Source organism: Streptomyces sp. NPDC058373, assembly GCF_042723275.1.
Lineage (GTDB): Bacteria > Actinomycetota > Actinomycetes > Streptomycetales > Streptomycetaceae > Streptomyces.
Genome location: NZ_JBHXJE010000016.1, coordinates 96,591 through 123,329, shown reverse-complemented (window position 1 = coordinate 123,329; position 26,739 = coordinate 96,591). Strand labels below are relative to the sequence as shown.

The window sequence follows — 26,739 nt, the reverse complement described above, 5'->3', positions numbered from 1 at the left end:
TTGCATCCACCGGCTACCCCCGACTTCTACCCTTGTACTTTCGTCGGCCGCGTCAGAGGTGTATATGAGCCAGCACGGCGTCGGCTGCGACGGGGCAGCCGCCGGCGGCGGGCGCCGCCCCGGCCGTCGGGCCGGGCTCGGCGGCGGTGCTGCCGGCGGCGCCGGTGGCGGCCGACGGGGTGTGGGCGGGGGTCACGATACGGCCTCCTGTGCCGGGGCGGTGGGGCGCGCGCCCGGGGCGTACAGCGTCCGCAGGTGCTCCACCAGGGCGATCAGCACGTCCCGGGAGGAGTCGCGGGAGCGGGCGTCGCAGTGGACGAGGGGGACGCGCGGGTGCAGGTCGAGGGCCTCGCGGACGTCGGCCTCGCGGTGACGCGGCCCGCCGAAGTCGTTGCAGGCCACGATGAACGGCGTGCCGTGGTGCTCCAGCCGGTCGATCGCGTACCAGGAGTCGGCGATGCGCCGGGTGTCGACGAGGACGACGGCGCCGAGCGTGCCGGAGAAGAGCCGGTCCCACAGGAACCAGAACCGCTCCTGGCCGGGGGCGCCGAAGAGGTAGAGGACGTTGCGGGCGTCGAGGGTGATGCGGCCGAAGTCGAAGGCGACGGTGGTCGCCGACTTGCCCGCGACACCGGCCCTGTCGTCGACGTCCTCGCCCGCGCGGGTCATCGTCTCCTCGGTGTTGAGGGGACGGATCTCGCTGACCGAGCGGACCAGTGTGGTCTTGCCGACGCCGAACCCGCCGACCACGACGATCTTCAGTCCGTTGTCGGCGGTACGGGCGAGGGCCGTGCGCTCGGGCGCAGCGGAGGCGGCCGGGCCCGCGGTCGCTTCAGAGATTGCGGAGTCCAACGAGCACCTGCTCCAGAAGGTCGGGGTCCACCGCGCCGGGGGTCGGGGCGGAACGGGGGTGGCGGGCGCTGATCCGGCCCTGGTCGAGCAGGTCGGTGAGCAGGACCCGCACGATCGAGACGGGCAGCTGGAGGTCGGCCGCGAGCTCGACGACCGCCGTGGGCCGGCGGCAGGTGCGCAGGATCGCCGCGTGCTCGGACTGCATGCCCGCGGTCGGCTCGCTCTCCGTCACCACCAGCGTCACCAGGTCGAAGGCGTCCGATCCGGCGCGGCTGCGGCCACCGGTCAGGGTGAACAGCCGGTCGGGGGCGTCGTCGCGGCCCGGCCTGCCCATCAGGCGGGCGCCTCGGTGGCGCGGGGCTCGGCGGCCAGGTGCTCCCCGAGCTGCTCCACCAGTTCGCTCATGTTGTGCCCGACCAGGCCCGGGTCGCCGTCCTCGTCGGCGACGACCGCGAGGTGCGCGCCGTCACCGGCCTCCACGATGAACAGCACCCCGCCGTAGAACTCGGCCATCGCCGACCGGACCCCGCCGGAGCCGTCGCCGAACTCCACGGAGGCGCCGTGCGACAGGCTCTGGATGCCCGCGGCGATCGCGGCGAGCTGGTCGGCCTGGTCGACGGAGAGTTCGGGCGTACGGCACAGCTTGAGGCCGTCGCGGGAGAGGACGAGGGCGTGGCGGGCGCCGGGGGTGCGCTCAAGGAGCTTCTCCAGCAGCCAGTTGAGCTTCTCGTCGGTGGTGGTGCCGGTCATGGGGACTCATTGCCTTCCGGGGTCGGTTCGGTCGGGCGGACGGCGTTGCGGAAGCTGCTGAACCGGGCAGCCCGCAGTCGGGCGTCGACCGGGGCGGGGGCGGCTCCGGGGGAGGCCGGGGCCCCCTCCGGGTGAGCCGCCGCCAGGGTCTGGCCGCGCCGCCGCTTGGGGAGTCCGGCGGGGCCGGACCCGGTGGCCCCGGGGGTGGTGCCGGTGGCCGATGAGGGGGAGTCGGTACGGGGCCGCGCCTCGGTCGCCGCCCGGCCCGAGCGGGGCTCGCGGCGGGTGGGCAGCGGGGTGCGGGCGTGGCCGTCGGGGGTCTCGGCGGGCGGCGCGTCGGCGGCCGGGCGGGTGTGGGAGCCGGGGCCGTCCTCGCGGTCCTCCCGGTAGGCCGCCGGGTCGTACGGCACGGCCCGGAAGGCGCCGGAGTCGTACGGGTCGGGCTCACCGGCCGGGGCGGCGGCGGAGTCGGCCGCGTCCTCGGTGCCGGGCGTCGCCGGGAGGACCGCGGTCTCGGCCTCGGCGGCGGTCTCGGCCTCGGCGGCGGGCGCGGGGTCTGCTGCGGGCGTCGCGTCCGCCGCCGGGGTGACGGGGAGCGCGGCGAGCGGGTGTTCCCGGGCCTGGGGGGAGGCGGCGTGCGCCGGGGCGCTGGGGCCGGTCGCGCTCGACGGGCGGGAGAGGAGGTCCTGCGGGAGCAGCACCAGCACACCGGTGCCGCCGCGCGCGGAGGGCCGGAAGGAGACGGTCAACCCGTGTTTGCGGGCGAGGCGGCCGACGACGGCGAGGCCGAGGCGGGTGCCGGAGAGACCGGCGAGGTCGGTGGTGCCGGAGACGGCGGACTCGGCACGGCGCAGCTGCACCTCGCTCATGACCAGCCCGCTGTCCTCGACCGAGACGATGAGCCCGGCCGGGACCTCCTCCACGTAGACGTGGACCTCGGCGTTGGGCGGCGAGAACGTCGTGGCGTTGTCGAGGAGTTCGGCCAGCACGTGCATGACGCCCTCGGCGGCGTGCCCGGCGACGAAGACCTCGGTGGCGGCGTGGGTGCGCACCCGCTGGTAGCCGTTGACCCGGCCGAGGGCGCCGCGCAGGATCGACTCCATGACGATCGGGCGGGCCCAGCGGCGGCCCGAGCGGGCGCCGGAGAGGACGGCGACGGAGTCGGCGAGGCGGCCCGCCTGCGCGGTCCGGTGGTCGAGGTGGAAGAGGTCGGCGAGGACGTCCTCGTCGCTGTGGCGTTCCTGCATGGCCCGCAGGTCGGCGAGCATCCCGGTGGCCAGCGCCTGCATGCGCCCGGCGGCGTTGGCGAACGAGGCCAGCGCGGCGTCCCGTTCGGCCAGCGCGCGGCGCCGCTCCTCGGTCAGGCGGGTGTTCTCGCCGGTGAGGCGGACCCGCTCCCGGTCGCCCCGGGCGACCTCCTCGCCGAGCGAGTCGAGCCGCTCCCGCAGCCGCTCGTCGATCTGGACGAACCGGGCGACGGTCACCGCGGCCACGCAGAGCAGCAGGGCCCCGGCGGCGGCGCACCAGGCCAGTGGCACCCGTACGGACGGCGGCGCGGAGAGGACGAAGGCGGTGCCGAGCACCCCGGTGACGAGTACGGAGACGAGCAGGGCCCGCACGACGGGACGAAGCGGCAACCGCTCCGTCCCCGAACGCGCGAGGGGGGTGGTCGCTGTCATCAATCGGGTCCTCATGGACGCGTGGGGGCGGCGGCCGGAGGCGTGGTCAGCGCCCTGGGCCGGTACGGAAGCGGTCGTACGGTCGCGGGGCGCGACGGCCGCCCGGGCAGCGTCCGACGCTGTCCGGAATGACTGACTCCCCGTAACTCGCGGCAACTATAAGAGAGTTCGTGTGCGATTTGGGAAGATCTTGAGCGGTGAAGTCCGAGCCGTGACGGTTCGCGAATGATCAATTCCGCTGTATGGCGGTTTTTCGGACCGTGGCGGTGGGTTCTGTATGCACTCAGTGATGTGACGTCGGTCACGAGCATGCTTGGGCGGCGGCAAACTGTGAGGCGGCCGGGGGCGCCTCGCCGTGCGCCCGTGGTGCGCCGGGGTCGCCCGGTGGTGCGCGACGGGGGGAATCCGTCGAACCGGGCCCCATGGTGACCCGCTGTGGCCTAGCGTGACGCTTGGTGATCCCCGGGGTGCGGGCCGCTGAAGTGCGGCCGTGCGACCCCGGTATGTGCGCGGAGCGGGCGAGGGACGGTGAGGGCCATGACGGTGGCGGAGGACGAAGGCGCCGAGGTCGGGCGAGGGTCGGACGAACCTGCGGGCGACGAACCGAGTTCCGGTGTCGTGATCGCCTTCGGCAAGCAGTTGAAGCTGCTGCGTGAACGAGCGGGGCTGGACCGGACGCAGTTCGGCGACCTCGTGGGCTACGCCCCGCAGTCGGTCGCCTCCTTCGAGCAGGGGCGACGGATCCCCCAGCCTGCGCTCATCAAGAAGGCGGACCACATCCTGGACGCGGGCGGCACGCTGCTGACGTGGGAGGAGGAGTTGGCCAAGGCGCACTATCCGCCGTTCTTCCGGGACGCGGCGGGGCTGGAAAGGCAGGCGGTGGAGCTGTGCTCGTACGGAATGCATGTACTGCACGGGTTGCTCCAGACCGAGGGCTACACACGCGCCGTCCTTGAAATGCGGCGACCGCTGCTGAAGCCGGAGACTGTTGAGTCCCGGGTAGCCGCAAGGCTGGTCCGCCAGGAGATTTTCGACCGCTGGCCTGCCCCGCTTCTCAGCTTCGTGCTGGACGAAGCCTTGGTGCACAGGAACTACGGCGGTGCTGAGGTCAAGCGCGGGCAGTTGGAGCATCTTCTGCTGCTGGGCCGCAAACCGAACGTGGAGATCCAGGTCTTTCCGTTCGATCGTGAGGACAACGCGGGTGTGGATGGCCCCTTCACCCTGATCACTCAGAAGGACGGTCGGCAGTTCGTCTACACCGAAGTCCAGGACAAGAGTCATCTCGTGACCGGGCGCCAGGAGGCTCAACTGGCCGCAGCTCGCTATGGAATCATTCGGAGTCAGGCTCTCAGCCCGCGAGAGTCGTTGGTCCTCATCGAAAAAACGCTGGGAGAGCTATGAACGCCGCAGATGCCCGAGCTGCCGACAGTCTTGCGTGGTTCAAGAGCAGTTACAGCGGTTCCGGGGGCGGCGAGTGCGTGGAGATCGCGCCTGTCCCCTCCGCCGTTCTGGTCCGTGACTCGAAGCAGTCCGACGGTCCACTTCTCGGCGTCAGCCGCGCCGCCTGGAGCGGTTTCGTCACCTCGATCTCGTCTCGCAGCTGACAGGAGAGCCATGAGCGTCGTGGATTCCCGGGCCGTGAGTGCGGCGTGGTTCAAGAGCAGCTACAGCGGCACGGGGGGCGGCGAATGCGTGGAGGTCGCCCCCCTCCCGTCCGCCGTTCTGGTCCGTGACTCGAAGCAGTCCGACGGCCCGCTCCTCGGTGTCAGCCGCGCCGCGTGGAGCGGCTTCGTCACCTCGGTGGCCGCCCGGGACTGAATCGGCGCGGCTCGCGCGTCACGGCCGTACGCCCGGACGGTGCGTACGGTGGTTTCGTAGGCGACGGCGGGCGGCCCTCCGGGCAGCCGGCGGGGAGCTTCCCGGCCCCGCCCGCCGCGCAGGCCGACGACCGAGGAACCGCCCATGCCGCACGCCACCACCGCTGAACAGGTTCTCCGCGCCGACCTCGCTCGTGCTCTGGCCGCCGAGGTCGCGGGGGAGGTCGACTTCTCGGTCACCGCTCGCGCCCTGACCACCATGGACGCCTCCAACTACCGGCGCGTGCCGCTCGGGACGGTCGCGCCGCGCGACGCCGACGACGTGGCCGCCGCCCTCGCGGTCTGCCGGGCGCACGGCGTGCCGGTGGTCGCGCGGGGCGCGGGGACCTCGATCGCGGGGCAGGCCACCGGCACCGGCGTCGTCCTCGACTTCACCCGGCACATGAACGGCCTGCTCGCCCTCGACCCCCAGGCCCGCACCGCCCGCGTCCAGCCCGGCCTGATCCTCGACCGGCTCCGCGACGCCGCCGCCGGGCACGGCCTCACCTTCGGCCCCGACCCCTCCACGCACAACCGCTGCACCCTCGGCGGCATGATCGGCAACAACTCCTGCGGCTCCCACTCCGTCGCCTGGGGCACCACCGCCGACAACGTCCAGGCCCTCGACGTCCGCACCTACCGGGGCGCCGCCCACCACCTCGCCCCCGGCGACTGGACCGGCGCCCCCGCCGGACTCCGCGACCTCGTCCACGGCCACCTCGCCCTGCTCCGCACCGGCTACCCCGAACTGCCCCGCCGCATCTCCGGCTACGCCCTGGACGCCCTGCTCCCCGAACGCGGCGCCGACCTGCCCCGCTTCTTCTGCGGCACCGAGGGCACCCTCGGCCTCGTCACCGAGGCCACCGTCCGCCTGGTCCCCTCCCCGGCCGCCCGCGCCCTCGCCGTCCTCGGCTACGCCGACGAGTCGGCCGCCGCCGAAGCCGCCGCCGGGCTCCTCCCGTACGCCCCGCTCACCGTCGAGGGCATGGCCGCCGACCTCGTCCCCGACCCGCGCGGCCTGCCCCGGGGCGGCGCCTGGCTCTTCGTGGAGACCGGCGGCGAGACCCGCGCCGAGGCCCGTGGCAACGCCGAGGCGATCGCCCGCGCCGCCGACGCCGCCGACAGCCTCGTCGTCGACGACCCGGCCGGCCAGCGCCGCCTGTGGCGGGTCCGCGAGGACGCCTCCGGCACCGCCACCCGGATGCCCGACGGCTCCGAGGCGTGGCCCGGCTGGGAGGACTGCGCCGTCCCGCCCGCCCGGCTCGGCGCGTACCTGCGGGAGTTCCGCGCCCTGCTCGCCGAACACGGCCTGCGCGGCACCCCGTACGGACACTTCGGCGACGGCTGCATCCACGTCCGTATCGACTTCGACCTGCTCACCCCGGACGGGGTCGGCCGCTTCCGGCGGTTCTCCGAGGAGCTGGCCGCGCTCGTCGTCCGGCACGGCGGCTCCCTCTCCGGCGAGCACGGCGACGGCATGGCCCGGGCCGAACTCCTCCCCGCCCTCTACGGCGACGACCTGGTCCGCCTCTTCGGCGACGCCAAGGACGTCTGGGACCCGGACGGCGCCCTCAACCCCGGCGTCCTCGTCCGCCCCGCCCCGCTCGACGCCGACCTGCGCTTCACCGTCCTCCCCGAGACCCCCGTCGAGACCGCCTTCGCCTACCCGCACGACGACGGCGACTTCTCCGCCGCCGTCCGCCGCTGCGTCGGCGTCGCCAAGTGCCGTACGGAAACGGTCTCCGGCACCGCCGTGATGTGCCCGTCCTACCGCGCCACCGGCGAGGAGGAGCACTCCACCCGGGGCCGCGCCCGCCTCCTCCACGAGATGCTCGCCGGGGAGCGCGGCGGCCTGGTCACCGACGGCTGGCGCTCGCCCGAGGTACGCGACGCCCTCGACCTCTGCCTCTCCTGCAAGGGATGCCGCAGCGACTGTCCGGTCGGCGTCGACATGGCCACGTACAAGGCCGAGTTCCTCCACCACCACTACGACGGACGCCTGCGCCCCCGCGCCCACTACGCGCTGGGCCGACTGCCCCGCTGGCTGCGGCTGGCCGCGCCCGTCACCCCGCTGCTCAACGCCGCCGCCCGGATCGGCCCGCTCGCCGCCGCCGCCAAGTACCTCGCCGGCATCGCCCCCCAGCGCCCCATCCCGCCGCTGGCCACCCCCGCCGAACGCCGCCGTGCCCGCACCACGCCGGGCCGCCGCGACGGGTGCCCCGTCCTCCTCTTCCCCGACACCTTCACCACCCACCTCACCCCCTCCGTCGAGGGAGCCGCCCGCCGCGTCCTGGACGACGCCGGACTGACGCCGCTGACCCCGAAGGGCCGCGTCTGCTGCGGCCTCACCTACGTCTCCACCGGCCAGCTCGACGCCGCCCGCAAGGTCCAGCGCGCCACCCTCGACACCCTCGAACGCGAAGGGCTCCTCGCCGAGGGCGACACCACCCCGCTCACCGTCCTCGAACCGAGCTGCGCCGCCGCCCTCGCCACCGACCTGCCCGAACTGAACCCCGACGACCCGCGCGCCCACCGCCTCGCCGCCCGCGTCCGCACCTTCGCCCAGACCCTCGTCGCCGCCGACTACCAGCCGCCCCGCCTGGACCGCCTCGTCACCGGCCAGACCCACTGCCACCAGCACGCCGTCCTCGACACCGAGGCCGACCGCACCCTGCGCGACCGCGCCGGCCTCACCGGCACCCTCACCGGCGGCTGCTGCGGCCTCGCGGGCAACTTCGGCTTCGAGCAAGGCCATTACGAGGTCTCCGTCGCCTGCGCCGAGGACCAGCTCCTGCCCGCAGTGGCCGCCGCCCCCGCCGACGCCGCCGTCCTCACCGACGGCTACTCCTGCCGCACCCAGCTCAGCCAGCTCAGCGACGCCCGGCCCAGGCACCTGGCGGAGGTGCTGGCGGAGGGGCTGGAGAGCGGTGGGCCCGAGCAGGACCTATGACCTGTGGAAGAAGCGCGGAGGTGCTACCCGGTAGCACCGGGCGCTACGTTGGTCGGTATGAGCGTTCAGCCCGAGATCACCCAGCGGGATCTGCGTAACCGGTCCCGAGAGATCATGGATGCCATACAGGGCGGCCAGTCGTTCACCGTCACCCGTGACGGACACCCGTTCGGTCAGCTCGTCCCTCTGCGGCGGCGCCGCCGCTTCGTCTCCCGCCGGGAGTTCGCCGCGATGTCCAGGACCGCCCCTGCCATCGATCTCGACGCGTTCCGCGCCGACCAGGACACCACGGCCGACACTCACCCGGACGATCCCTATGCCCGCTGACGGCTCGATGTACGAGCGGGGACTCCTCGACACCAACATCATGATTCTGCGCAGGTGGGTGATCCCCGAGGAGCTGCCGGGCGAAATGGCGATCACCGCCATCACCCTGGCCGAGTTGTCCGCCGGTCCGCACCAGGTCCGTCGTGACGACGAACAGATCGGTTACGACGAACACGCCGAACGCGCCCGCAGGCTCGACGTCCTGCAACGCGCCGAGAACGAGTTCGACCCCATCCCTTCGACGCTGACGCGGCCCGCGTCTACGGCCGCATCTGTGCCGCGGTGATCAGCGCGGGACGGAAGCCGCGCCGAGGGGTGGCCGATCTGATGGTCGCCGCCATCGCCGCTGCCGAGGATCTCCCCCTCTTCACCACCAACCCCGGCGCCTTCAGGGGACTGGACGACCTCCTCACCGTCGTACCGGTCACCCACCCGAAGGTGCCCCACGAGGGCTGACGCCGAGCCGCCTGGCCGGTTCACGCTCCCGCCGTGATCTCCTGCGCCAGCCTCACCAGCGCCGAAAGGGCCGGGTGGGTGGTGCGGTCCGGCCAGGCGAGGCTGACCGGGAGTGGGGGCGCGTCGGTCAGGGGGACGAAGGTGACGCCGGGGTGCGGGTGCATGCCGGGGGTCGCGGCGCTGGTGACGCCCACCGCGCGGTCGGCGGCGATGACGGCGAGCCAGTCGTCGGTGTTGGCGACGGTCAGGGCGCGGGTGGGGCGGGCGGTGGCGGGCCAGAGCTCCAAGGTGGTGGTGCCGGAGACCGGGTTGAGGGCGACCGGGTGCGGGGCGAGGTCGGCCAGGGACAGCCCGGGCCGGTCGGCGAGCGGGCTGTCCGAGGGGACGGCGGCCACCCGGTCTTCGGTGAAGAGGGTGACCGCGACCAGGCCGGGCGCCTCGACCGGGCCCCGTAGCAGTGCCGCGTCGGTCGAGCCGGCGGCGAGCCCGGCGGTGCGGTCGTCGTGGCGGAGGAGTTCCAGCGGGATGCCGGGGTGCTGGCGGCGCCAGCGGCGCAGCAGCGGGGTGGTGAAGCGCCCGGCGGCCGACCAGGAGTGGCCGAGGCGGAGCGGGCGGGCCTCGGCGCGGCCGACGTCGAGGGCGTCGCCGAAGGCGGTGACGGCCGCGGCGGCCCGCACCCGGAAGGTCTCGCCCTCGGGGGTGAGGGCGAGGTGGTGGGTGGAGCGGTCGACCAGGCGTACGCCGAGGGCGGCCTCCAGGGTGGCGAGGGTGCGGGAGGCGGCGGGCTGGGTGAGGCCGAGCCGGGCGGCGGCGCGGGTGACGTTCCGCTCCTCGGCGATGGCGAGGAAGCAGCAGAGGTGGCGAAGTTCCAGGTCGCGACGGGTGCGCGCGGTGCTCATGTCTGCGGAGCATAACGGCTGTGCAGGAGGCATTTCACGGGGCGCGCGGGGGTGCGTAGCGTGAGTGGGTGTGCGTGGTCGCGGCTATAGGGGCGGCGCACTCCGGCGCCCGTCGGGCGACTCAGGCGCCTTCGAGTCCCGGGGCTCGGCCGGGAGCGGGCGGTGCAATTCTTTGGACCCGGTGGTTCAGTGCGGCGTACTGTCGTCGCGGTGGGCGGAGACGGCGCGCGGCCGGAGCGGCCGGAGCGGCCGGAGCGGCCAGGCGGACCGTCCGGTCCGCGGCACAGCGCCGCACTGCACGGCAGGCAACGGAACGACACAGCACGGAACGGGACCGGAGAGGCGCCGGTCCGGACGAAAGGCGGAGCAGCCAGTGAGCGGGCAGGGGTCGGACGCGGTGGCGGCCGGAACGGTGGCGGCCGGGGCCGCCGTCAGCACGCCGGAGGCGGCCGGAGCCGTCGAGAGGAAGCGCGGCGGCCGGGGCGCCGGCGGCGGGGGATCGCTCGGCCCGGTCGGGCTGGTCCTCGCCGGTGGGCTCTCCGTGCAGTTCGGCGGGGCGCTGGCGGTGACGCTGATGCCGAAGGCGGGCGCGCTCGGCGTGGTCTCCATCCGGCTGGCCGTCGCCGCACTGGTGATGATGGCGGTCTGCCGCCCCTCGCTGCGCGGCCACACCCGCGCCGACTGGGGCACCGTCGTCGCCTTCGGTGTGGCCATGGGCGGCATGAACGCCCTCTTCTACCAGGCCGTCGACCGCATCCCGCTCGGCCCCGCCGTCACCCTGGAGGTGCTCGGCCCGCTCGCCCTCTCCGTCCTCGCCTCCCGCCGCCTGATCAACGTCCTGTGGGCGCTGCTCGCCCTGGCCGGGGTCTTCCTGCTCGGCGGCAGCGGCTTCGGCGGCCTCGACCTGGCAGGCGTCGCCTTCGCACTCGGCGCGGGCGCGTGCTGGGCGGCGTACATCCTGTTCAGTGCCGGTACGGGCCGCCGCTTCCCACAGGCCGACGGGCTGGCGCTGGCGCTGGTCGTCGCCGCGGTGCTGGTGCTGCCGTTCGGCGTGGCCGAGGCCGGTACGGCCCTGCTCGACCCGGTGACCCTCGCCCTGGGCGCGGGCGTCGCCCTGCTCTCCTCGGTCCTCCCCTACACCCTGGAGCTGATCGCCCTGCGCAGGCTCCCCGCCTCCACCTTCGCCGTCATGATGAGCCTCGAACCGGCCATCGCCTCCCTCGCCGGCTTCCTCGTCCTCAGCCAGGCCCTCACCGCCGTCCAGGCCGTCGCCGTCGCCCTGGTGATCGGCGCCAGCTTCGGCGCGGTCCGCACCCAGGTGGGGCGCCGGCCGAAGGGGGCCGAGGGGGAGCCGGTGGCGTCGGGTGGCACGGCCTCGTAAGCCTGCGGATGGGTCGCGCGCGGGGTGGGGCGCCTTCGGCCACTTCGGCCACCTCGGCCTGCGCCCCGGGGTGGGCAGGCTCTCGGGCGCCGCGGTCGCAGCCCCGGGAGCAGCCGGCCAGCCTTCCCCCACGTAGTCCGCGAACACCCCCGGATGACCGCCGCCACGCGGCGAAAGGCGGCCGCCCCCGCCCTATTCCGGAGGCGGCTGACCCCGTCGGCACCCCCGTCCCGGCGAGCCGGCCCCGCCCGCCGACCCCTTCCGCGCGTCACCGACGAGTTCCGGCCACCCCGGCGGTCACCATGGTGAGGAGAGAGAGGAAGTGCGCCATGACCCCGCCCGACGCGTCCCGCCCGACCGCTCCCGTTCCCGACCTCGGCCCCGCCGCCGAAGCCGTCACCGTGCTGGCCGACGGTGTCACCCCGGACCAGTACGACGATCCGACGCCCTGCCCCGCGTACTCCGTGCGCCATCTGCTCGGCCACCTCAGCGGCCTCAGCCTCGCCTTCCGTGACGCCGCCATGAAGCATCTGGGCGGGGCCACCGACACTGACCCGACCGCCACCCGCCCGGACATCGGCGACGACTGGCACGCCGAACTGACCGCCAGGCTCACCGAGTTGCCCGCGGCCTGGCGCAGCCCGGGGGCGTGGGAGGGGGTGACGCAGGCGGGCGGCGTGACCTTCCCGGCCGCCGAGGCCGGAGTGGTCGCCCTCAACGAACTGGTCGTCCACGGCTGGGACCTCGCCCGCGCCACCGGCCAGCCGTACGCCCCCGACCCGGCCGGCCTGGAGGTGTCGTACGCGATGCTGTCCGCCGCCGCGGAGTCGGGCGAGGAGTCGGCCGGCCTGTTCGGTCCGCCCGTACCGGTGGCCGAGAACGCCTCCCTCCTGGACCGGGTCGTCGCGCTGAGCGGACGGGACCCGGCATGGACGCCGTGACGCACCGGCCTTTGGTCCGGCCGGCGTTCGAGGCCCTCCGTGACTGGCGCCGTCCAGGCGCACCTTGTGCCGCTGGGGCGTGGCGAGGGTCTGGTCGGCGTGGCGGGAGAGCTGTGGCGGGGCCCTGACCGCATCCAGGCCGTGTTCCGGGCACGTCTCGTCCGCTTCGACCCGGCCGGGCCTCCAGAGGCGGGGCCCGGCCAGGAGGCGGCGGCGCCGTCGCCGCACCGCCCGACGAGGCCGCCGCCGGCCCGGATTCCCCGGCCCGGAGCCCTGACCTGGGCCGCCCTCTCCTCTCGCGGGAGCGCCCCCGAATCCCCCCCAGGTAAACCTGCAAGCACGCTTGCTTGTTTCTCCGCGCGCTGCCATGCTCCGGACCACGCCGCAGCGCCCCGCCGTGCCCGGGAGGAACGAGCCGTGTCCGATCCCCTGCCCGTACTGGACGACCTGTCCGCCGAGAGCGAGGAACTCGACTCGCTGGTGGCCGAGTTGAGTGACGCCGAGTGGAAGACGGCGACGCCCGCCGAGGGGTGGACGATCGCCCATCAGATCGCGCACCTCGCCTGGACCGACCGGGCGGCGCTGGCCGCCGTCACCGACCCGGAGGCGTTCGCCGCGCACGTGGCCACGGCGACCGCCCGCCCCTTCACCTTCGTGGACGAGGGCGCCGAGGCCGGGGTCGCCCAACCGCCCGCCGCGCTCCTCGCCGGGTGGCGGGCCGACCGGGCCGCGCTCGACGCCGCCCTGCGCCAGGCGCCGCCCGGGACGCGGGTGCCCTGGTACGGGCCGCCGATGAGCGTGCCGTCGATGGCGACGGCCCGGCTGATGGAGACCTGGGCCCACGGCCAGGACGTCGCCGACGCCCTCGGCGTGCGCCGCCCGCCCACCGCCCGGCTCCGGCACATCGCCCGACTCGGCTTCCGCACCCGGGACTTCGCCTACGGGATGAAAGGGCTGACCCCGCCCGAGGCGCCCTTCCGCGTCGAGCTGACCCCGCCGGACGGCGACGGCCTGTGGACGTACGGGCCCGAGGACGCGCCCCAGCGGGTCACCGGACCGGCGCTCGACTTCTGCCTGCTGGTGGCACGCCGCGCCCACCGCGACGACCTCGCCGTCCGCGCCGAGGGACCGGACGCCGACCGCTGGCTCGACCTCGCCCAGGCCTTCGCCGGTCCGCCCGGCACGCCCCGCCCGCCGCACGGGAAGACGGCGTGACCGCCCCGTCGCCGCTCCGGATCGGCAACGCCTCCGGCTTCTACGGCGACCGGTTCGACGCGCTCCGCGAGATGCTCACCGACGGCCCCCTCGACGTCCTGACCGGCGACTACCTCGCCGAACTCACCCTCCTCATCCTCGGCCGCGACCGCCTGGCCGACCCGGAACGCGGCTACGCCCGCACCCACCTGCGCCAACTGGAGCAGTGCCTCGGCCTCGCCCATGAGCGGGGCGTGCGGATCGTCACCAACGCCGGTGGCCTCAACCCGGCCGGACTCGCCGGCCGAATACGGAAGTTGGCCGAGGAACTGGGGCTGCCCACCCGCGTCGCCCATGTCGAGGGGGACGACCTGCTCGACCGGCCCGGCGGCTGGGGTGACGGGGTGCTCACCGCCAACGCCTACCTCGGCGGGTTCGGCATCGCCGCCTGTCTCGACGCGGGCGCCGACGTCGTCGCCACCGGCCGCGTCACCGACGCCGCCCTCGTCTCCGGGCCCGCCGCCGCCCACTTCGGCTGGACCCCCGACGACCACGACCAGCTCGCCGGGGCCGTCGTCGCCGGGCACCTCCTGGAGTGCGGCACCCAGGCCACCGGCGGGAACTACGCCTTCTTCACCGACCACGACCCGGCGCTCCTGCGCCGCCCCGGCTTCCCGCTCGCCGAGATCCACGCCGACGGCAGCAGCGTCCTCACCAAACACCCCGGCACCGGCGGCGTCGTCACCGTCGGCACCGCCACCGCCCAACTCCTCTACGAGACGACCGGCCCCCGGTACGCGGGCCCCGACGCCACCGCCCGCCTCGACACCGTCCGCCTCACCCAGCAGGCCCCCGACCGGGTCCGCGTCCACGGCGTACGCGGCGAGGCCCCGCCGCCCACCCTCAAGGCGGGGCTGACCCGGCTCGGCGGCTGGCACAACGAGGTCGTCTTCGTCCTCACCGGGCTCGACATCGAAGCCAAGGCGGCTCTGGTGCAGGCCCAGCTGGCCGACGCGCTCGGCGCCGCCGGGCCCCAGGAGGCCCGCTGGGAGCTGGCCCGCACCGACCACGCGGACGCCGCCACCGAGGAGACGGCCAGCGCCCTGCTGCGCCTCGTCGTCCGCGACCCCGAGCCCGAGAAGGTGGGCCGCGCCGTCAGCGGCGCCGCCGTCGAACTGGCCCTCGCCGGATACCCCGGCTTCCACCTCACCGCACCCCCCGGCAAGGGCGCCCCCTACGGCGTCTTCGAGGCCGTCCCCGTCGACCGCGCCCAGGTTGTCCACACCGCCGTCCTGCCCGACGGGACCCGCCTCGCCGTCCCCGGCCCCGCCACCACCCGCGCCCTCACCCCGGCCGACGAACCCGCCCCGCCCGCGCCCCTGCCGCCAGGCCCGACGCGCCGCCTGCCGCTCGGCACCGTCGCCGGAGCCCGCAGCGGCGACAAGGGCGGCAGCGCCAACATCGGCGTCTGGGTCCGCGACGGGAGCGCGTACCGCTGGCTGGTACACACCCTCACCGTCGAGCGGCTGCGCGAACTGCTGCCGGAGGCCGTCGAGTTGCCCGTCACGCGGTACGCGCTGCCAGCGCTGTACGCCGTCAACTTCCACGTCGAGGGGCTGCTCGGCGAGGGCGTCGCCGCCCAGGCCCGGTTCGACCCGCAGGCCAAGGGGCTCGGCGAATGGCTGCGCTCCCGCCACGTCGACATCCCCGAAGCGCTCCTCACCCAGGAGGTACCACAGTGACCGTCCTCGCCACCGCGCTGGACACCGCCTCCGCCGAGTACGCGGCCCACCGCGAGGCCCTGCTCGGCAAGCTCGACGCCCTCGGCATCGAACACGCCAAGGCCCTCGCGGGCGGCGGCGAGAAGTACGTCGAGCGGCACCTGAAGCGCGGCAAACTCCTCGCCCGCGAGCGGATCGAACTGCTGCTGGACGAGGACACGCCGTTCCTGGAGCTGTCGCCGCTCGCCGCCTGGGGCAGCGACTACGCCGTCGGCGCCTCCCTGATCACCGGCATCGGCACGGTCAGCGGCGTCGAATGTCTCATCACCGCCAACGACCCGACCGTGCGCGGCGGCGCCTCCAACCCGTGGACGCTGAAGAAGGCGACGCGCGCCAACGAGATCGCCTTCGCCAACCGGCTGCCCTGCATCAGCCTGGTCGAGTCCGGCGGCGCCGACCTGCCCTCGCAGAAGGAGATCTTCATCCCGGGCGGGGCGCTCTTCCGCGACCTGACCCGGCTCTCCGCAGCCGGCATCCCCACCGTCGCCGTCGTCTTCGGCAACTCGACGGCCGGCGGCGCGTACATACCCGGCATGTCCGACCACGTGATCATGGTCAAGGAGCGCTCCAAGGTGTTCCTCGGCGGGCCGCCGCTGGTCAAGATGGCCACCGGCGAGGAGAGCGACGACGAGTCGCTCGGCGGCGCCGAGATGCACGCCCGCGTCTCCGGCCTCGCCGACCACCTCGCCGACGGTGAACCCGAGGCGCTGCTCCGTGCCCGCCGCGTCGTCGCCCGCCTCAACTGGCGCAAGGCACATCCCGATCCGGCCCCGGCCGAGGAGCCGAAGTACGACCCGGAGGAACTCCTCGGCATCGTCCCCGAGGAGCTGAAGACCCCCTTCGACCCGCACGAGGTCATCGCCCGGATCGTCGACGGCTCCGACTTCGACGCGTTCAAGCCGCTGTACGGGCCGAGCCTCGTCACCGGGTGGGCGACGCTCCACGGCTACCCGGTCGGCATCCTCGCCAACGCCCAGGGCGTGCTGTTCAGCGAGGAGTCGCAGAAGGCCGCCCAGTTCATCCAGCTCGCCAACCAGCGCGACATCCCGCTGCTCTTCCTCCACAACACCACCGGCTACATGGTCGGCAAGGAGTACGAGCAGGGCGGCATCATCAAACACGGCGCCATGATGATCAACGCCGTCTCCAACTCCCGCGTCCCGCACCTCTCGGTCCTCATGGGCGCCTCCTACGGCGCCGGGCACTACGGCATGTGCGGCCGCGCCTACGAGCCCCGCTTCCTCTTCGCCTGGCCCAGCGCCAAATCGGCCGTCATGGGCCCGCAGCAGCTCGCCGGGGTCCTCTCGATCGTCGCCCGCCAGTCCGCCACCGCCAAGGGCCGCCCCTACGACGACGAGGCGGACGCGGCGCTGCGCGCCATGGTCGAGCAGCAGATCGAGGCCGAGTCCCTGCCGATGTTCCTCTCCGGGCGGCTCTACGACGACGGCGTCATCGACCCCCGCGACACCCGCACCGTGCTCGGCCTGTGCCTGTCCGCCGTCCACACCGCCCCCGTCGAGGGCGCCCGTGGCGGCTTCGGCGTCTTCCGGATGTGAGGCCCCCGCCATGACCACCACCCCACCCATCACGGACGAGCCGCAGGGCACGCCCCTGACAAGCGTCCTCGTCGCCAACCGGGGCGAGATAGCCCGCCGCGTCATCCGCACCTGCCGCCACCTCGGCCTCGCCACCACCGCCGTCTACGCCGACCCCGACGCCTCGGCCGCCCACGTCCGCGACGCCGACGCCGCCGTCCGCCTCCCCGGCGACGCCCCCGCCGGCACCTACCTCCGCGGCGACCTCGTCATCGCCGCCGCCCGCGCCGCCGGAGCCGACGCGATCCACCCCGGCTACGGCTTCCTCTCCGAGAACGCCGCCTTCGCCCGCGCCGTCCAGGACGCCCAGCTCACCTGGATCGGGCCCGACCCCGAGGCGATCGAGGCGATGGCCTCCAAGACCCGCGCCAAGAAACTCATGGCCGCCGCCGGAGTACCGCTCCTCGGCCCACTCGACCCCGACACCCTCACCGACAACGACCTGCCCGTCCTCGTCAAGGCGGCCTCGGGCGGCGGCGGCCGCGGCATGCGCGTCGTCACCCGCCGCGACGACCTGCCCGCAGCGCTGGAGGCCGCCGCCGCCGAAGCGCTCTCCGCCTTCGGCGACGGCGAGGTCTTCGTCGAGCCCTACCTGCCGTCCGGCCGCCACGTCGAGGTGCAGATCCTCGGCGACCGGCACGGCACCGTCTGGACGCTGGGCACCCGCGACTGCTCCCTCCAGCGCCGCCACCAGAAGGTCGTCGAGGAGGCCCCCGCCCCCGGCCTGCCCGACGCCCTGCGCGAGAGGCTCCACGAGGCGGCCGCCGCCGCCGCCCGCGCCATCGGCTACACCGGCGCCGGAACCGTCGAATTCCTCGTCGCCGACGGCCAGGCGTACTTCCTGGAGATGAACACCCGCCTCCAGGTCGAACACCCCGTCACCGAAGCCGTCCACGGCGTCGACCTGGTCGCCCTCCAACTCGCCGTCGCCGAGGGCCAGGCGCTGCCCGCCGCCCCGCCGCCCGCCCGCGGCCACGCCGTCGAGGCGCGCCTCTACGCCGAGGACCCCGCCGCCGACTGGGCCCCGCAGACCGGCACCGTCCACCGCCTCGACCTGCCCGGCGCCGACCGCGACCACCTGCCCGGCCGCGAGCCGGCCCCGCTGCGCCTCGACACCGGCTACGAGGCCGGGGACACCGTCGGCGTCCACTACGACGCGATGCTCGCCAAGGTCATCGCCTGGGGCCCCACCCGCGCCGCCGCGATCCGCCGCCTGGCCGCCGCCCTCACCCGGGCCCGCCTGCACGGCCCCGCCACCAACCGCGACCTGCTCGTCCGCTCCCTCGCCCACCCCGACTTCACCACCCTCGCCGGTCTCGACACCGCCTTCTACACCCGCCACCTCGACACCCTCACCCGCCCCGCCGACGACGCCCGCCCCGCCGCCGTCGCCGCCGCCCTCGCCGACGCCGCCCACGCCGCCGCCCGCTCCCGCCTCGGCGCCGGCGGCTGGCGCAACCTCCGCTCCGAGGACCCCGTACGCCGCTACCGGGCCGACGACGGGACGGCGTACGAGATCCGCTACCGGCCCGGCCGCCACGGCTGGGTCCTGCCCGGGGAAGGCGACCCGCGGCCCGTCTCCGTGACGCCGGACGCCGTGGTCCTCGCCGACGGGAGCGCGGCTGGCGCGGTCGAGCGGCAATACGAGGTCACGCGGTCCGGCGGGCGCGTCCACGTCGACGGGCCGCACGGCACCCGCAGCCTCACCCCCGTCTCACGCCACCCCGACACCGCCGCCCGGCAGGCCCCCGGCTCGCTGCTCGCGCCCATGCCCGGCACCGTCGTCCGCGTCGCCGACGGCCTCGCCGAAGGCAGCGCCGTCACCGCCGGCCAGCCCCTCGTCTGGCTGGAGGCGATGAAGATGGAACACCGCGTCCTCGCCCCCGCCTCCGGCACCCTCACCGCGCTCCACGCCCGCCCCGGCCACCAGGTCGAGGTCGGCGCCCTGCTCGCCGTCGTCCAGGAGGAACCCGCGTGACCACCACCGCCACCACCCTGATCGAGTCCGAGGAAGTGCGCGACCTGCGCGCCGCCGTCGCCGCCCTCGGCGCCAAGCACGGCCCCGACGCCGACCCCGCCGCCGTCTGGGCGGAGGCCGGGAAACTCGGCTACCTCGGCGTCAACCTCCCCGAGGAGTACGGCGGCGGAGGCGGCGGCATCACCGAGCTCGCCCTCGTCCTGGAGGAGATGGGCGCCGCCGGATGCCCCCAGCTCATGATGATCGTGTCGCCCGCCATCTGCGGCACCGTCATCGCCCGCTTCGGCACCGAGGAGCAGAAGCGCACCTGGCTGCCGGGGCTCGCCGACGCCTCCCTCACCATGGCCTTCGGCATCACCGAGCCCGACGCCGGCTCCAACTCGCACCGCATCACCACCACCGCCCGCCGCGACGGCGACGAGTGGGTGCTCAACGGCCGCAAGGTCTTCGTCTCCGGCGTCGACATCGCCGACGCCACCCTCATCGTCGGCCGCACCGAGGACGCCCGCACCGGCCGGCTCAAGCCCTGCCTCTTCCTCGTCGACCGCGACGCGCCCGGCTTCGGCCGCCGCCACATCGAGATGGAGATCGACGCCGCCGAGAAGCAGTTCGAACTCACCCTGGACGACGTACGCCTCCCCGCCGACCGGCTCGTCGGCGACGAGGACGCGGGCCTCCTCCAGCTCTTCGCCGGACTCAACCCCGAACGCGTCATGACCGCCGCCTTCGCCCTCGGCATGGGCCGCTACGCGCTCGCCAAGGCCGTCACCTACGCCAAGGAACGCACCGTCTGGAAAGCCCCCATCGGCTCCCACCAGGCCATCGCCCACCCCCTCGCCCAGGCCCACATCGAGCTGGAGCTGGCCAAGCTGATGATGCAGCGCGCCGCCGCCCTCTACGACGCGGGCGACGACTTCGGCGCGGGCGAGGCCGCCAACATGGCCAAGTACGCGGCGGGTGAGGCGTGCGTCCGCGCCGTCGACCAGGCCGTCCACACCCTCGGCGGCAACGGCCTCACCCGCGAGTACGGCCTCGCCCGCCTCATCACCGGTGCCCGCGTCGCCCGCATCGCCCCCGTCAGCCGCGAGATGATCCTCAACTTCGTCTCCCACAGCAGCCTGGGGCTCCCCAAGTCCTACTGACCCGGCCCGGGTGCGCCTCCCCGCCCTCCGCCGGCGCGGCGCACCCCGGCTGCCCCTCCCCGCCCGACCCGACCGAGAGGCCCCACCATGGCCTACGTACTCCAGAGCGACCACCGGGGCATCCGCACCCTCACCCTGGACCGGCCCGAGCAGCGCAACGCCCTCTCGGGCGCCCTCGTCGCCGAACTGGACGCGGCGCTGGAGCAGGCGGACGCCGCACCGGACGTACGGGCCGTACAGCTCACCCACACCGGGACGACCTTCTGCGCCGGGGCCGACCTGCGGAACCCGCCCGACCCGCACGCGCTCGTCGCGCTGATGCGCCGGATCGCCGCCCTGGACAAGCCCGTCGTCGCCCGCGTCACCGGACACGTGCGGGCGGGCGGCCTCGGACTCCTCGCCTCCTGCGACATCAGCGCGGGCGGCCCCGGCGCCACCTTCGCCCTCACCGAGGCGCGGATCGGCGTCGCCCCGGCCGTCATCTCGCTGCCGCTGCTGCCCCGCGTCGACCGGGCCGCCGCCGCCCGCTACTTCCTCACCGGAGAGAAGTTCGGCCCCGAGGAGGCCGCCCGCATCGGGCTGCTCACCCTCACCGGCGACGACGTCGACACCGCCCTCGCCCCCGTCCTCGACGGTCTGCGGCGCGGCTCCCCGCAGGGGCTCGCCGAGTCCAAGCGCCTGGTCACCGCTACAGTGCTGGCAGCCTTCGACCGGGACGCCGACGACCTGGTGAAGCGTTCGGCACGCCTCTTCGCCTCCGCCGACGCCCGCGAAGGGATGACCGCCTTCCTCGAACGACGGGATGCCGCATGGGTGTGGTGACCTCGCCCAAACAGGACCGCAGCCGCGCCACCCGGCAGCGGCTCCTCGCCGCCGCCGTGGCCTGCCTCGCCGAACACGGCTGGGCCGGCTCCACCGTCTCCGCCGTCGCCGAACGCGCCGGCGTCTCCCGGGGCGCCGCCCAGCACCACTTCCCCACCCGCGAGGACCTGTTCACCGCCGCCGTCGAGTACGTCGCCGAGGAACGCTCCACCGCCCTCGGCGCCCTCGCCCCCGACGGCCGTGCCCAGGCCGTCGAAGCCCTCGTCGACCTCTACACCGGCGACCTCTTCCGCGCCGCCCTGCACCTGTGGGTCGCCGCCTCCGACGAACCCCAGCTCGGCGCCCGCGTCACCGAACTGGAGGCCCGCGTCGGCCGCGAGACCCACCGCATCGCCGTCGCCCTGCTCGACGCCGACGAGTCCCGCCCCGGTGTCCGCGAACTGGTCCAGGGCCTCCTCGACATGGCCCGCGGCCTCGGCCTCGCCAACCTCCTCACCGACGACACCGCACGCCGCCGCAAGGTCGTCACCCAGTGGTCCCGCATCCTCGACACGGCCCTGGGCTGACCCCCGCCCCCGCAGCCGGCGCCTACGACCACAGGAGCACCCCCGCCCGCCCCATCGCCCCTAAGACGGAGGTGGGTCGGGGTCGCGCGGCCGATGCCTCCCGACGTACGCCACCTGAATGATCGCTCCTGTCCGAACACGCGACCGGGAGGAACGACCAGGTGCGCAGACGACATCTCACGGGAGAACCAACGGCGGGACACCCTGCCGGGCTCCCCGCTGCCCGAGCGCGCACCGGACCGCTTCTGATCCCGGGCCGCTGACCCCGGACACACCGACGGGCCCGGCCGCCACCATGGCGACCGGGCCCGTCCGTACGTACCCCCGGGCGGTCAGTCGGCCAGGTCGGGGACCTGGTCGTACCCCTCGATGGCGCGCGGGGAGCGCGACGCCGGGCCCGTGTAACGGGCGGAGGGGCGGACCAGGCGGCCGGTGCGCCTCTGCTCCAGGATGTGCGCCGACCAGCCGGCGGTGCGGGCGCAGGTGAACATCGAGGTGAACATCGGCGCCGGAACCTCCGCGAAGTCCAGCAGGATCGCCGCCCAGAACTCCACGTTGGTGGCGAGCACCCGGTCCGGGCGGCGCGCGTGCAGCTCCTCCAGCGCCGCCTGCTCCAGCGCCGCCGCGACCTCGTACCGCGGCGCCGCCAGCTCCTTGGCGGTCCGGCGCAGCACGCGGGCGCGCGGGTCCTCGGCGCGGTAGACGCGGTGGCCGAAGCCCATCAGCCGCTCACCCTTGTCGAGCGCCTGGCGCACCCACGCGCGGGCGTCGCCGGTCCGCTCGATCTCCTCGATCATGCCCAGCACCCGCGAGGGCGCCCCGCCGTGCAGGGGGCCCGACATCGCGCCGACCGCGCCGGAGAGGGCGGCCGCCACGTCGGCGCCGGTGGAGGCGATGACGCGGGCGGTGAAGGTGGAGGCGTTCATGCCGTGCTCGGCGGCCGAGGTCCAGTAGGCGTCCACCGCCTTGACGTGGCGCGGGTCCGGCTCGCCGCGCCAGCGGATCATGAACCGCTCCACGACGGACTCGGCCTTGTCGATCTCGCTCTGCGGCACCATCGGCAGCGCCTGGCCGCGCGCCGACTGCGCCACGTACGACAGCGCCATCACGGCGGCCCGGGCGAGGTCGTCGCGGGCCTGCTCCTCGTCGATGTCGAGCAGGGGCCGCAGGCCCCACGCGGGGGCGAGCATGGCGAGCGCCGACTGCACGTCGACGCGGACGTCGCCGGAGTGGACCGGGATCGGGAACGGCTCGGCGGGCGGCAGCCCCGGGTTGAAGGCGCCGTCGACCAGCAGGCCCCACACGTTCCCGAAGGAGACGTGGCCGACCAGGTCCTCGATGTCGACGCCCCGGTAGCGGAGCGCGCCGCCCTCCTTGTCCGGTTCGGCGATCTCCGTTTCGAACGCGACGACCCCTTCGAGACCGGGTACGAAGTCGGACATCAGGCGGCTCCTTCGGTTGCGTACGGCAGGCGGGGCGGCCGGGTCTCCGGCGGGGGCGGGCGCTCCGGCCGAGCCGGTGTGCGCCCGCCGTCGTCCCTGGGAGCGTCCGCCGCCCGCCACAACACGGCGGTCGGCGTCACTCAGCACACGTCATGCCCCCGGGGCCAGGTCGGCGAACCCTCCGGGAAACACGGACGATACCCCTGAGTGCCACCTTTGGGGAGACCTGTGGCACTCAGTGCCACGATCGCGGCGCGCGGGCCCGCCCGCCACTCGGGGCGAACCGTGCGAAACGGAACGCCGGTCCGCCCGGCCATGTACCCGCCCCCGCAGGCTCCACCCCGCCGCCGGTGTGCGGCAGGATGGCGGCGTGACCGACGCAGAGGGCGGCCCCGTGCGGGCCGCGTCCGAATCGCTGAACCCCGCCGCGATGCGCAAGCAGTACCGCCGGGAGGGCCTCGACGCGAGCGTGCTCGCCGCCGAACCGATGGAGCAGTTCGCCCACTGGTTCGCCGAAGCCGCCCGCGACGGCCTCTACGAACCCAACGCCATGATCGTCTCCACCGCCGACGCCGACGGCGCCCCCAGCAGCCGCACCGTCCTGCTCAAGCAGTACGACCGGCGCGGCTTCGTCTTCTACACCAACTACGGCTCCCGCAAGGCCGCCGACCTCGACGCCAACCCGCACGTCGCCCTGGTCTTCCCCTGGCACCCGCTGGCCCGCCAGGTCCTCGTCACCGGCACCGCCGCCAAGGTCTCCCGCGACGAGACCGCCGCCTACTTCCGCACCCGCCCGCACGGCTCCCAACTCGGCGCCTGGGCCTCCGCCCAGTCCACCCCGGTCCCCGACCGCACCGCCCTCGACACCGCCTACGCCGACCTCGCCGCCCGCCACCCCGAGGGGGAGGAGATCCCCGTACCCCCGCACTGGGGCGGCTACCGCGTCACCCCGCGCACCGTCGAGTTCTGGCAGGGCCGCGAGAACCGCCTCCACGACCGGCTGCGGTACGTGCGGCTGGGCGCCGACAGGGACGACGGACCCGACGGGGCCGCCGGGAGCGGCTGGCGCGTCGAACGCCTCGCGCCCTGAACGCGCAGGGGACGCCGCGGTGTGCGGGACGTGGGCGCCCGCGTACGGGCACGTGCCCGCGTACGCGCAGGCGTCCGGGCACGCAGACGGCCCGCGAGCCTGGTTCCCCCTCGCGGGGGAGCCGGCCGGACGTACCGGCGGCTCGCGGGCCGGGTGACTGCTCGGGATTGGCCGGCTGTGCGGAGCGGACCCCGCACCGGACCGGCGCCACGCTTGACCCGGCCGAAGCCGGGGAGACGCGACAACGGGCCGCTAGCCCGCAGTCACCTCACGCGTCCGGTATGTGTACATCTGCCGAACCACCTCCCTTCTCGTGTACCTCCAGCCTAGGAAGCGCGCTGATCGTGTTCAACCGGATATTCGCAACCGCCCCACCCCGGCGATTTCCGCGAACCCCGTGTGGGCCGCGCCACAGTCGAGTTGAATGCCCGTACGTGCAGCGGCACGTGCAAGATCCCGTGTGGCACCCACGCCCGCGCGACCACCAGCTCGACCACCTGCGGAACGGCTTGCGGGAAGACATGCAGGACATCGTGTGCAATCGGCCCATGGGGGGCGCCCGATGAGTGCTTACGGGCACAGCGGAACCACCGACGCGCTCGGCCCCGAGGACCCGGGCCCCGACGGCGGCGACCTCCTCGCCGCCCTCCTCGACGGCATGGACGCGGCGCTCTGCGCCTTCGACGCCGACCACGTCCTCACCCACTGGAACCGCGAAGCCGAACGCGTCCTCGGCTGGAGCGCCGCCGAAGCCGTCGGCCGCCGCGGCCTCGCCGGCTGGGCCGTCCGCCCCGGCGACGCCGCCGACGTCGAACACCGCCTCTTCGGCGTCACCGCCGAACGCGGCCGCGAGGTCCACGACGTCGCCCTCCTCACCCGCGACGGCCGCCGCGTCCTGGTCCGCGCCCAGACCGCCGCCGTCCGCGGCCCCGACGGCGAACCGGCCGGGGTCTACTGCGCCTTCAGCGAGGTCCACACCCAGATCGACCTCGAACGCTCCATCGCCCTCAGCGAAGCCCTCTTCGAGGACGCCGCCTGGGGCGTCGTCCTCGTCGACGCCGACCTCAGACTCGCCGTCCTCAACGCCCACGCCGCCTACGCGCTCGGCACCAGCCGCTCCACCGCGCTCGGCCGCCCCCTCGGCGACCTCGTCCTCCAAGGCGTCGAAGAACTCGAATCCGCCCTCACCCACGTCCTCGCCGACGGCACCCCCACCGCCCCCGTCGAACTCTGGGTCACCGTCCGCACCGACGAGGGCGAACAACGCCGCTGCTGGCGGTGCGGCTTCGTCCGCCTCGCCTCACCCCTCGCCCAGGAACCCGTCCCCCTCGGCGTCGGCTGGCTCTTCCAGGACCTCACCGAGGCCAAGCAGACCGAACAGGAGAACGCCCGGCTCCGCTTCCGCTCCCACCAGCTCCACCGGGCCGCCCGCGTCGCCACCGAGTGCGAGGACCCCGCCGAAGGCGCCGTCGCCCACCTCGACTTCGCCCTCGCCGGCTTCGCCGACCACGCCCTCCTCGACACGGTGGCCCCAGGCGCCCCCACCCGCCTGCTGCGCACCGCAGCCAGCCCCTCCGGCGAACCGGGCCAGCCGCCGAACGGCGCCCCCGCCGGCATGCCCGCCCGCTACCCGGAAGGCCACCCCGCCCTCCAGTGCGCCGAACGCGGCGGCACCCTGCGCGCCGCCGCCGGAACCGGGCCGGGCTCCCTCGCCCCCGACAGCCCCGGCGGCGACGAGGCCGCCCGCGCCTGGGCCGCCGCCCACCTCTGGCCCGAGACCACCCGCCACGCCCTCTGCACCGTCCTGCGCAGCCGCGGCCGCACCCTCGGCGTCCTCACCTTCCTCCGCGTCGGCTCCCGCACCCCCTTCGAACGCGCCGACCTCGCCCACGCCGAATGCGTCGCCGCCCACATCGCGCCCCTCCTGGACCTGGCGACGCGCCGCTGACCACCGGCCGCCGCCGACGCCCCCAGGGCGGTGCCTCTGTACGTACGAAGACACCGCCCCCGGGGCGAGCGCCGCAGGGGCGCGGGTGGGCGCCGGGAACGGCGCCGGCAGGTCAGTGCTGGTAGAAGATGCGGTCGCGATAGGTCGCGAAGACCTCGGCGTTCCAGGCGTGGCCGCCGTCCACATTGCCCGAGCGGAGCATCGGCGGCTGCACCCCGCGCTCCAGCAGCGCGCCCGCCGCACTCGCCATCACGGCCTGGAGGATGGCGCTGGCCACCACCGTGGAGGCGGGTGCGAACGGCGCCCCGATCCCCTCCACGGACAACTCCGCGTCCCCCACCGCGATCTTGCTGTCGAGCACCAGGTCGCAGTGGTCCTTCAGAAACGTCCCGGACGGATTACGCGCCGTCGTCCCCTCCGCGTACGCCACCGAGGTCACCCCGATCACCCGCACCCCGCGCGCCCGGGCCGCCTGCGCCATCTCCACGGGCAGCGCGTTGCGGCCCGACAGGGAGATGATCACCAGCGCGTCACCGGCGCGCAGCGGCGAACTGTCGAGCACCGCGGTGGCGTACCCCTCGACGCGTTCGAGCGCCGAACCGAGCGTCGCGGGCCGCACGTCGACGCCGACCACGCCAGGACCGGCCAGCAGGTTCATCAGGGCGAGGCCGCCGGCCCGGTAGACCAGGTCCTGCGCCGGGAGCGAGGAGTGGCCCGCGCCGAACGCGAAGAGCCGCCCGCCCGAGGCCACCGTCTCCGCCAGCAACCCGCCCGCCGCGGTGATCGCCCCGGCCTCCTCGTCGCGGACCCGGGCCAGCAGGGCCATCGCGGCCTCCAGGAAGCCCGTCGCGAGCCCGTCGGCGGGAGCGGGCGCGCCGGTCGCGGAGGAGGCGGGCGCGGTCGTCGTGCCGGGCGTGGAGGTCATCGGCGGTGGCCTTTCGATGGGCGGCACGTCGGGGCGGGCGCGGAACCGCGTGGGGACGGTGCGGTGGGGGCGGTGCGGCGGCACTGGTCCAGACCGCACCGCGCATCACCGTGCGGTCTGGACCAGTGCACTGTCAAGGTGCCCCCGGGGCCGCGTGGGGCGTAC

The 26,739-nt window shown here is 74.8% G+C and carries 24 protein-coding genes and 1 pseudogene; 17 read left to right on the top strand and 8 right to left on the bottom strand.

Features of this window, described 5'->3' with window-relative positions; translation table 11 throughout:
• Nucleotides 1-52: 52 nt before the first annotated feature.
• The 5 genes from ACFWMZ_RS12900 to ACFWMZ_RS12880 are packed head-to-tail and all read right to left on the bottom strand — an operon-like array spanning nucleotide 53 to nucleotide 3,281.
• A complete protein-coding gene (locus ACFWMZ_RS12900) occupies nucleotides 53-196 on the bottom strand; it encodes a hypothetical protein (RefSeq protein ID WP_383201367.1) in 144 nt (47 codons plus the stop codon).
• Entirely contained in the window at nucleotides 193-852 is a 660-nt protein-coding gene (locus tag ACFWMZ_RS12895) for an ATP/GTP-binding protein (protein ID WP_383174264.1), read from the bottom strand. The genes ACFWMZ_RS12900 and ACFWMZ_RS12895 overlap by 4 nt, the downstream gene beginning before the upstream one ends.
• The gene (locus ACFWMZ_RS12890) at nucleotides 833-1,186 is read right to left on the bottom strand and encodes a DUF742 domain-containing protein (RefSeq protein WP_383174267.1); all 354 of its coding nucleotides are present in this window, start codon (nucleotides 1,184-1,186) and stop codon (nucleotides 833-835) included. The genes ACFWMZ_RS12895 and ACFWMZ_RS12890 overlap by 20 nt, the downstream gene beginning before the upstream one ends.
• Nucleotides 1,186-1,602: a roadblock/LC7 domain-containing protein gene (locus ACFWMZ_RS12885; protein ID WP_383174271.1), complete on the bottom strand. Its 417-nt coding sequence runs from the start codon at nucleotides 1,600-1,602 to the stop codon at nucleotides 1,186-1,188. The genes ACFWMZ_RS12890 and ACFWMZ_RS12885 overlap by 1 nt, the downstream gene beginning before the upstream one ends.
• Nucleotides 1,599-3,281, bottom strand: a complete 1,683-nt coding sequence (locus tag ACFWMZ_RS12880) for a sensor histidine kinase (protein WP_383201365.1) — start codon at nucleotides 3,279-3,281, stop codon at nucleotides 1,599-1,601. The genes ACFWMZ_RS12885 and ACFWMZ_RS12880 overlap by 4 nt, the downstream gene beginning before the upstream one ends.
• 537 nt (nucleotides 3,282-3,818) lie before the next feature.
• Between ACFWMZ_RS12880 and ACFWMZ_RS12875 the strand changes: the two genes are divergently transcribed.
• The 6 genes and pseudogenes from ACFWMZ_RS12875 (at nucleotide 3,819) to ACFWMZ_RS12850 (ending at nucleotide 8,870) form a co-directional block, all read left to right on the top strand.
• Nucleotides 3,819-4,682, top strand: a complete 864-nt coding sequence (locus ACFWMZ_RS12875; RefSeq protein WP_383201363.1) for a Scr1 family TA system antitoxin-like transcriptional regulator — start codon at nucleotides 3,819-3,821, stop codon at nucleotides 4,680-4,682.
• Entirely contained in the window at nucleotides 4,679-4,885 is a 207-nt protein-coding gene (locus ACFWMZ_RS12870) for a DUF397 domain-containing protein (RefSeq protein WP_383174280.1), read from the top strand. The genes ACFWMZ_RS12875 and ACFWMZ_RS12870 overlap by 4 nt, the downstream gene beginning before the upstream one ends.
• Before the next feature lie 10 nt (nucleotides 4,886-4,895).
• A complete protein-coding gene (locus ACFWMZ_RS12865) occupies nucleotides 4,896-5,099 on the top strand; it encodes a DUF397 domain-containing protein (RefSeq protein WP_383201360.1) in 204 nt (67 codons plus the stop codon).
• Nucleotides 5,100-5,243: 144 nt separating this feature from the next.
• Nucleotides 5,244-8,087, top strand: coding sequence for an FAD-binding and (Fe-S)-binding domain-containing protein (locus ACFWMZ_RS12860; protein WP_383201357.1), 2,844 nt, complete (start codon nucleotides 5,244-5,246; stop codon nucleotides 8,085-8,087).
• 57 nt (nucleotides 8,088-8,144) lie between these two features.
• Nucleotides 8,145-8,414 carry a type II toxin-antitoxin system Phd/YefM family antitoxin gene (locus ACFWMZ_RS12855; RefSeq protein ID WP_383201354.1) on the top strand — a complete coding sequence of 90 codons (270 nt, stop codon included), beginning with the start codon at nucleotides 8,145-8,147 and terminating at the stop codon, nucleotides 8,412-8,414.
• Nucleotides 8,404-8,870 (top strand): annotated as a pseudogene (locus ACFWMZ_RS12850) (type II toxin-antitoxin system VapC family toxin). The gene ACFWMZ_RS12855 and the pseudogene ACFWMZ_RS12850 overlap by 11 nt, the downstream one beginning before the upstream one ends.
• A 20-nt stretch (nucleotides 8,871-8,890) precedes the next feature.
• Here ACFWMZ_RS12850 and ACFWMZ_RS12845 read toward each other — a convergent pair.
• Nucleotides 8,891-9,769, bottom strand: coding sequence for a LysR family transcriptional regulator (locus ACFWMZ_RS12845; protein WP_383201351.1), 879 nt, complete (start codon nucleotides 9,767-9,769; stop codon nucleotides 8,891-8,893).
• Between the two features lie 373 nt (nucleotides 9,770-10,142).
• Between ACFWMZ_RS12845 and ACFWMZ_RS12840 the strand changes: the two genes are divergently transcribed.
• From ACFWMZ_RS12840 to ACFWMZ_RS12800, 9 genes are all read left to right on the top strand, one after another.
• The gene (locus ACFWMZ_RS12840; RefSeq protein ID WP_383201349.1) at nucleotides 10,143-11,150 is read left to right on the top strand and encodes a DMT family transporter; all 1,008 of its coding nucleotides are present in this window, start codon (nucleotides 10,143-10,145) and stop codon (nucleotides 11,148-11,150) included.
• 329 nt (nucleotides 11,151-11,479) lie between these two features.
• Complete coding sequence (locus ACFWMZ_RS12835) at nucleotides 11,480-12,091, top strand: TIGR03086 family metal-binding protein (RefSeq protein WP_383174295.1); 612 nt, start codon at nucleotides 11,480-11,482, stop codon at nucleotides 12,089-12,091.
• A gap of 417 nt (nucleotides 12,092-12,508) precedes the next feature.
• Entirely contained in the window at nucleotides 12,509-13,306 is a 798-nt protein-coding gene (locus ACFWMZ_RS12830) for a TIGR03084 family metal-binding protein (protein WP_383174298.1), read from the top strand.
• Entirely contained in the window at nucleotides 13,303-15,027 is a 1,725-nt protein-coding gene (locus ACFWMZ_RS12825) for an acyclic terpene utilization AtuA family protein (protein WP_383201346.1), read from the top strand. The genes ACFWMZ_RS12830 and ACFWMZ_RS12825 overlap by 4 nt, the downstream gene beginning before the upstream one ends.
• The gene (locus tag ACFWMZ_RS12820) at nucleotides 15,024-16,622 is read left to right on the top strand and encodes an acyl-CoA carboxylase subunit beta (protein ID WP_383201343.1); all 1,599 of its coding nucleotides are present in this window, start codon (nucleotides 15,024-15,026) and stop codon (nucleotides 16,620-16,622) included. The genes ACFWMZ_RS12825 and ACFWMZ_RS12820 overlap by 4 nt, the downstream gene beginning before the upstream one ends.
• Nucleotides 16,623-16,632: 10 nt before the next feature.
• Nucleotides 16,633-18,639: an acetyl/propionyl/methylcrotonyl-CoA carboxylase subunit alpha gene (locus ACFWMZ_RS12815; RefSeq protein ID WP_383201340.1), complete on the top strand. Its 2,007-nt coding sequence runs from the start codon at nucleotides 16,633-16,635 to the stop codon at nucleotides 18,637-18,639.
• The gene (locus ACFWMZ_RS12810; RefSeq protein ID WP_383174308.1) at nucleotides 18,636-19,781 is read left to right on the top strand and encodes an acyl-CoA dehydrogenase family protein; all 1,146 of its coding nucleotides are present in this window, start codon (nucleotides 18,636-18,638) and stop codon (nucleotides 19,779-19,781) included. The genes ACFWMZ_RS12815 and ACFWMZ_RS12810 overlap by 4 nt, the downstream gene beginning before the upstream one ends.
• 87 nt (nucleotides 19,782-19,868) lie before the next feature.
• Nucleotides 19,869-20,603: an enoyl-CoA hydratase family protein gene (locus tag ACFWMZ_RS12805; protein WP_383201337.1), complete on the top strand. Its 735-nt coding sequence runs from the start codon at nucleotides 19,869-19,871 to the stop codon at nucleotides 20,601-20,603.
• Nucleotides 20,591-21,169, top strand: a complete 579-nt coding sequence (locus ACFWMZ_RS12800; RefSeq protein ID WP_383174314.1) for a TetR/AcrR family transcriptional regulator — start codon at nucleotides 20,591-20,593, stop codon at nucleotides 21,167-21,169. Before ACFWMZ_RS12805 ends, ACFWMZ_RS12800 begins: the two co-directional genes overlap by 13 nt.
• A gap of 332 nt (nucleotides 21,170-21,501) precedes the next feature.
• On the opposite strand, the gene ACFWMZ_RS12795 is transcribed toward ACFWMZ_RS12800, so the two are convergent.
• Nucleotides 21,502-22,611 (bottom strand): citrate synthase 2, encoded by a 1,110-nt coding sequence (locus ACFWMZ_RS12795; RefSeq protein WP_383174317.1) that lies wholly within the window; start codon nucleotides 22,609-22,611, stop codon nucleotides 21,502-21,504.
• Between the two features lie 370 nt (nucleotides 22,612-22,981).
• On the opposite strand from ACFWMZ_RS12795, the gene pdxH reads away from it, so the two are divergent.
• Together pdxH and ACFWMZ_RS12785 are read left to right on the top strand one after the other, a co-directional pair.
• On the top strand, nucleotides 22,982-23,701 hold the full coding sequence (pdxH, locus tag ACFWMZ_RS12790; RefSeq protein ID WP_383201334.1) for a pyridoxamine 5'-phosphate oxidase: 720 nt from the start codon (nucleotides 22,982-22,984) through the stop codon (nucleotides 23,699-23,701).
• Nucleotides 23,702-24,263: 562 nt separating this feature from the next.
• Complete coding sequence (locus tag ACFWMZ_RS12785) at nucleotides 24,264-25,649, top strand: PAS domain-containing protein (RefSeq protein ID WP_383174323.1); 1,386 nt, start codon at nucleotides 24,264-24,266, stop codon at nucleotides 25,647-25,649.
• Nucleotides 25,650-25,761: 112 nt separating this feature from the next.
• Here ACFWMZ_RS12785 and ACFWMZ_RS12780 read toward each other — a convergent pair whose 3' ends face one another.
• The gene (locus ACFWMZ_RS12780; protein WP_383201332.1) at nucleotides 25,762-26,574 is read right to left on the bottom strand and encodes an SIS domain-containing protein; all 813 of its coding nucleotides are present in this window, start codon (nucleotides 26,572-26,574) and stop codon (nucleotides 25,762-25,764) included.
• Nucleotides 26,575-26,739 lie beyond the last annotated feature (165 nt).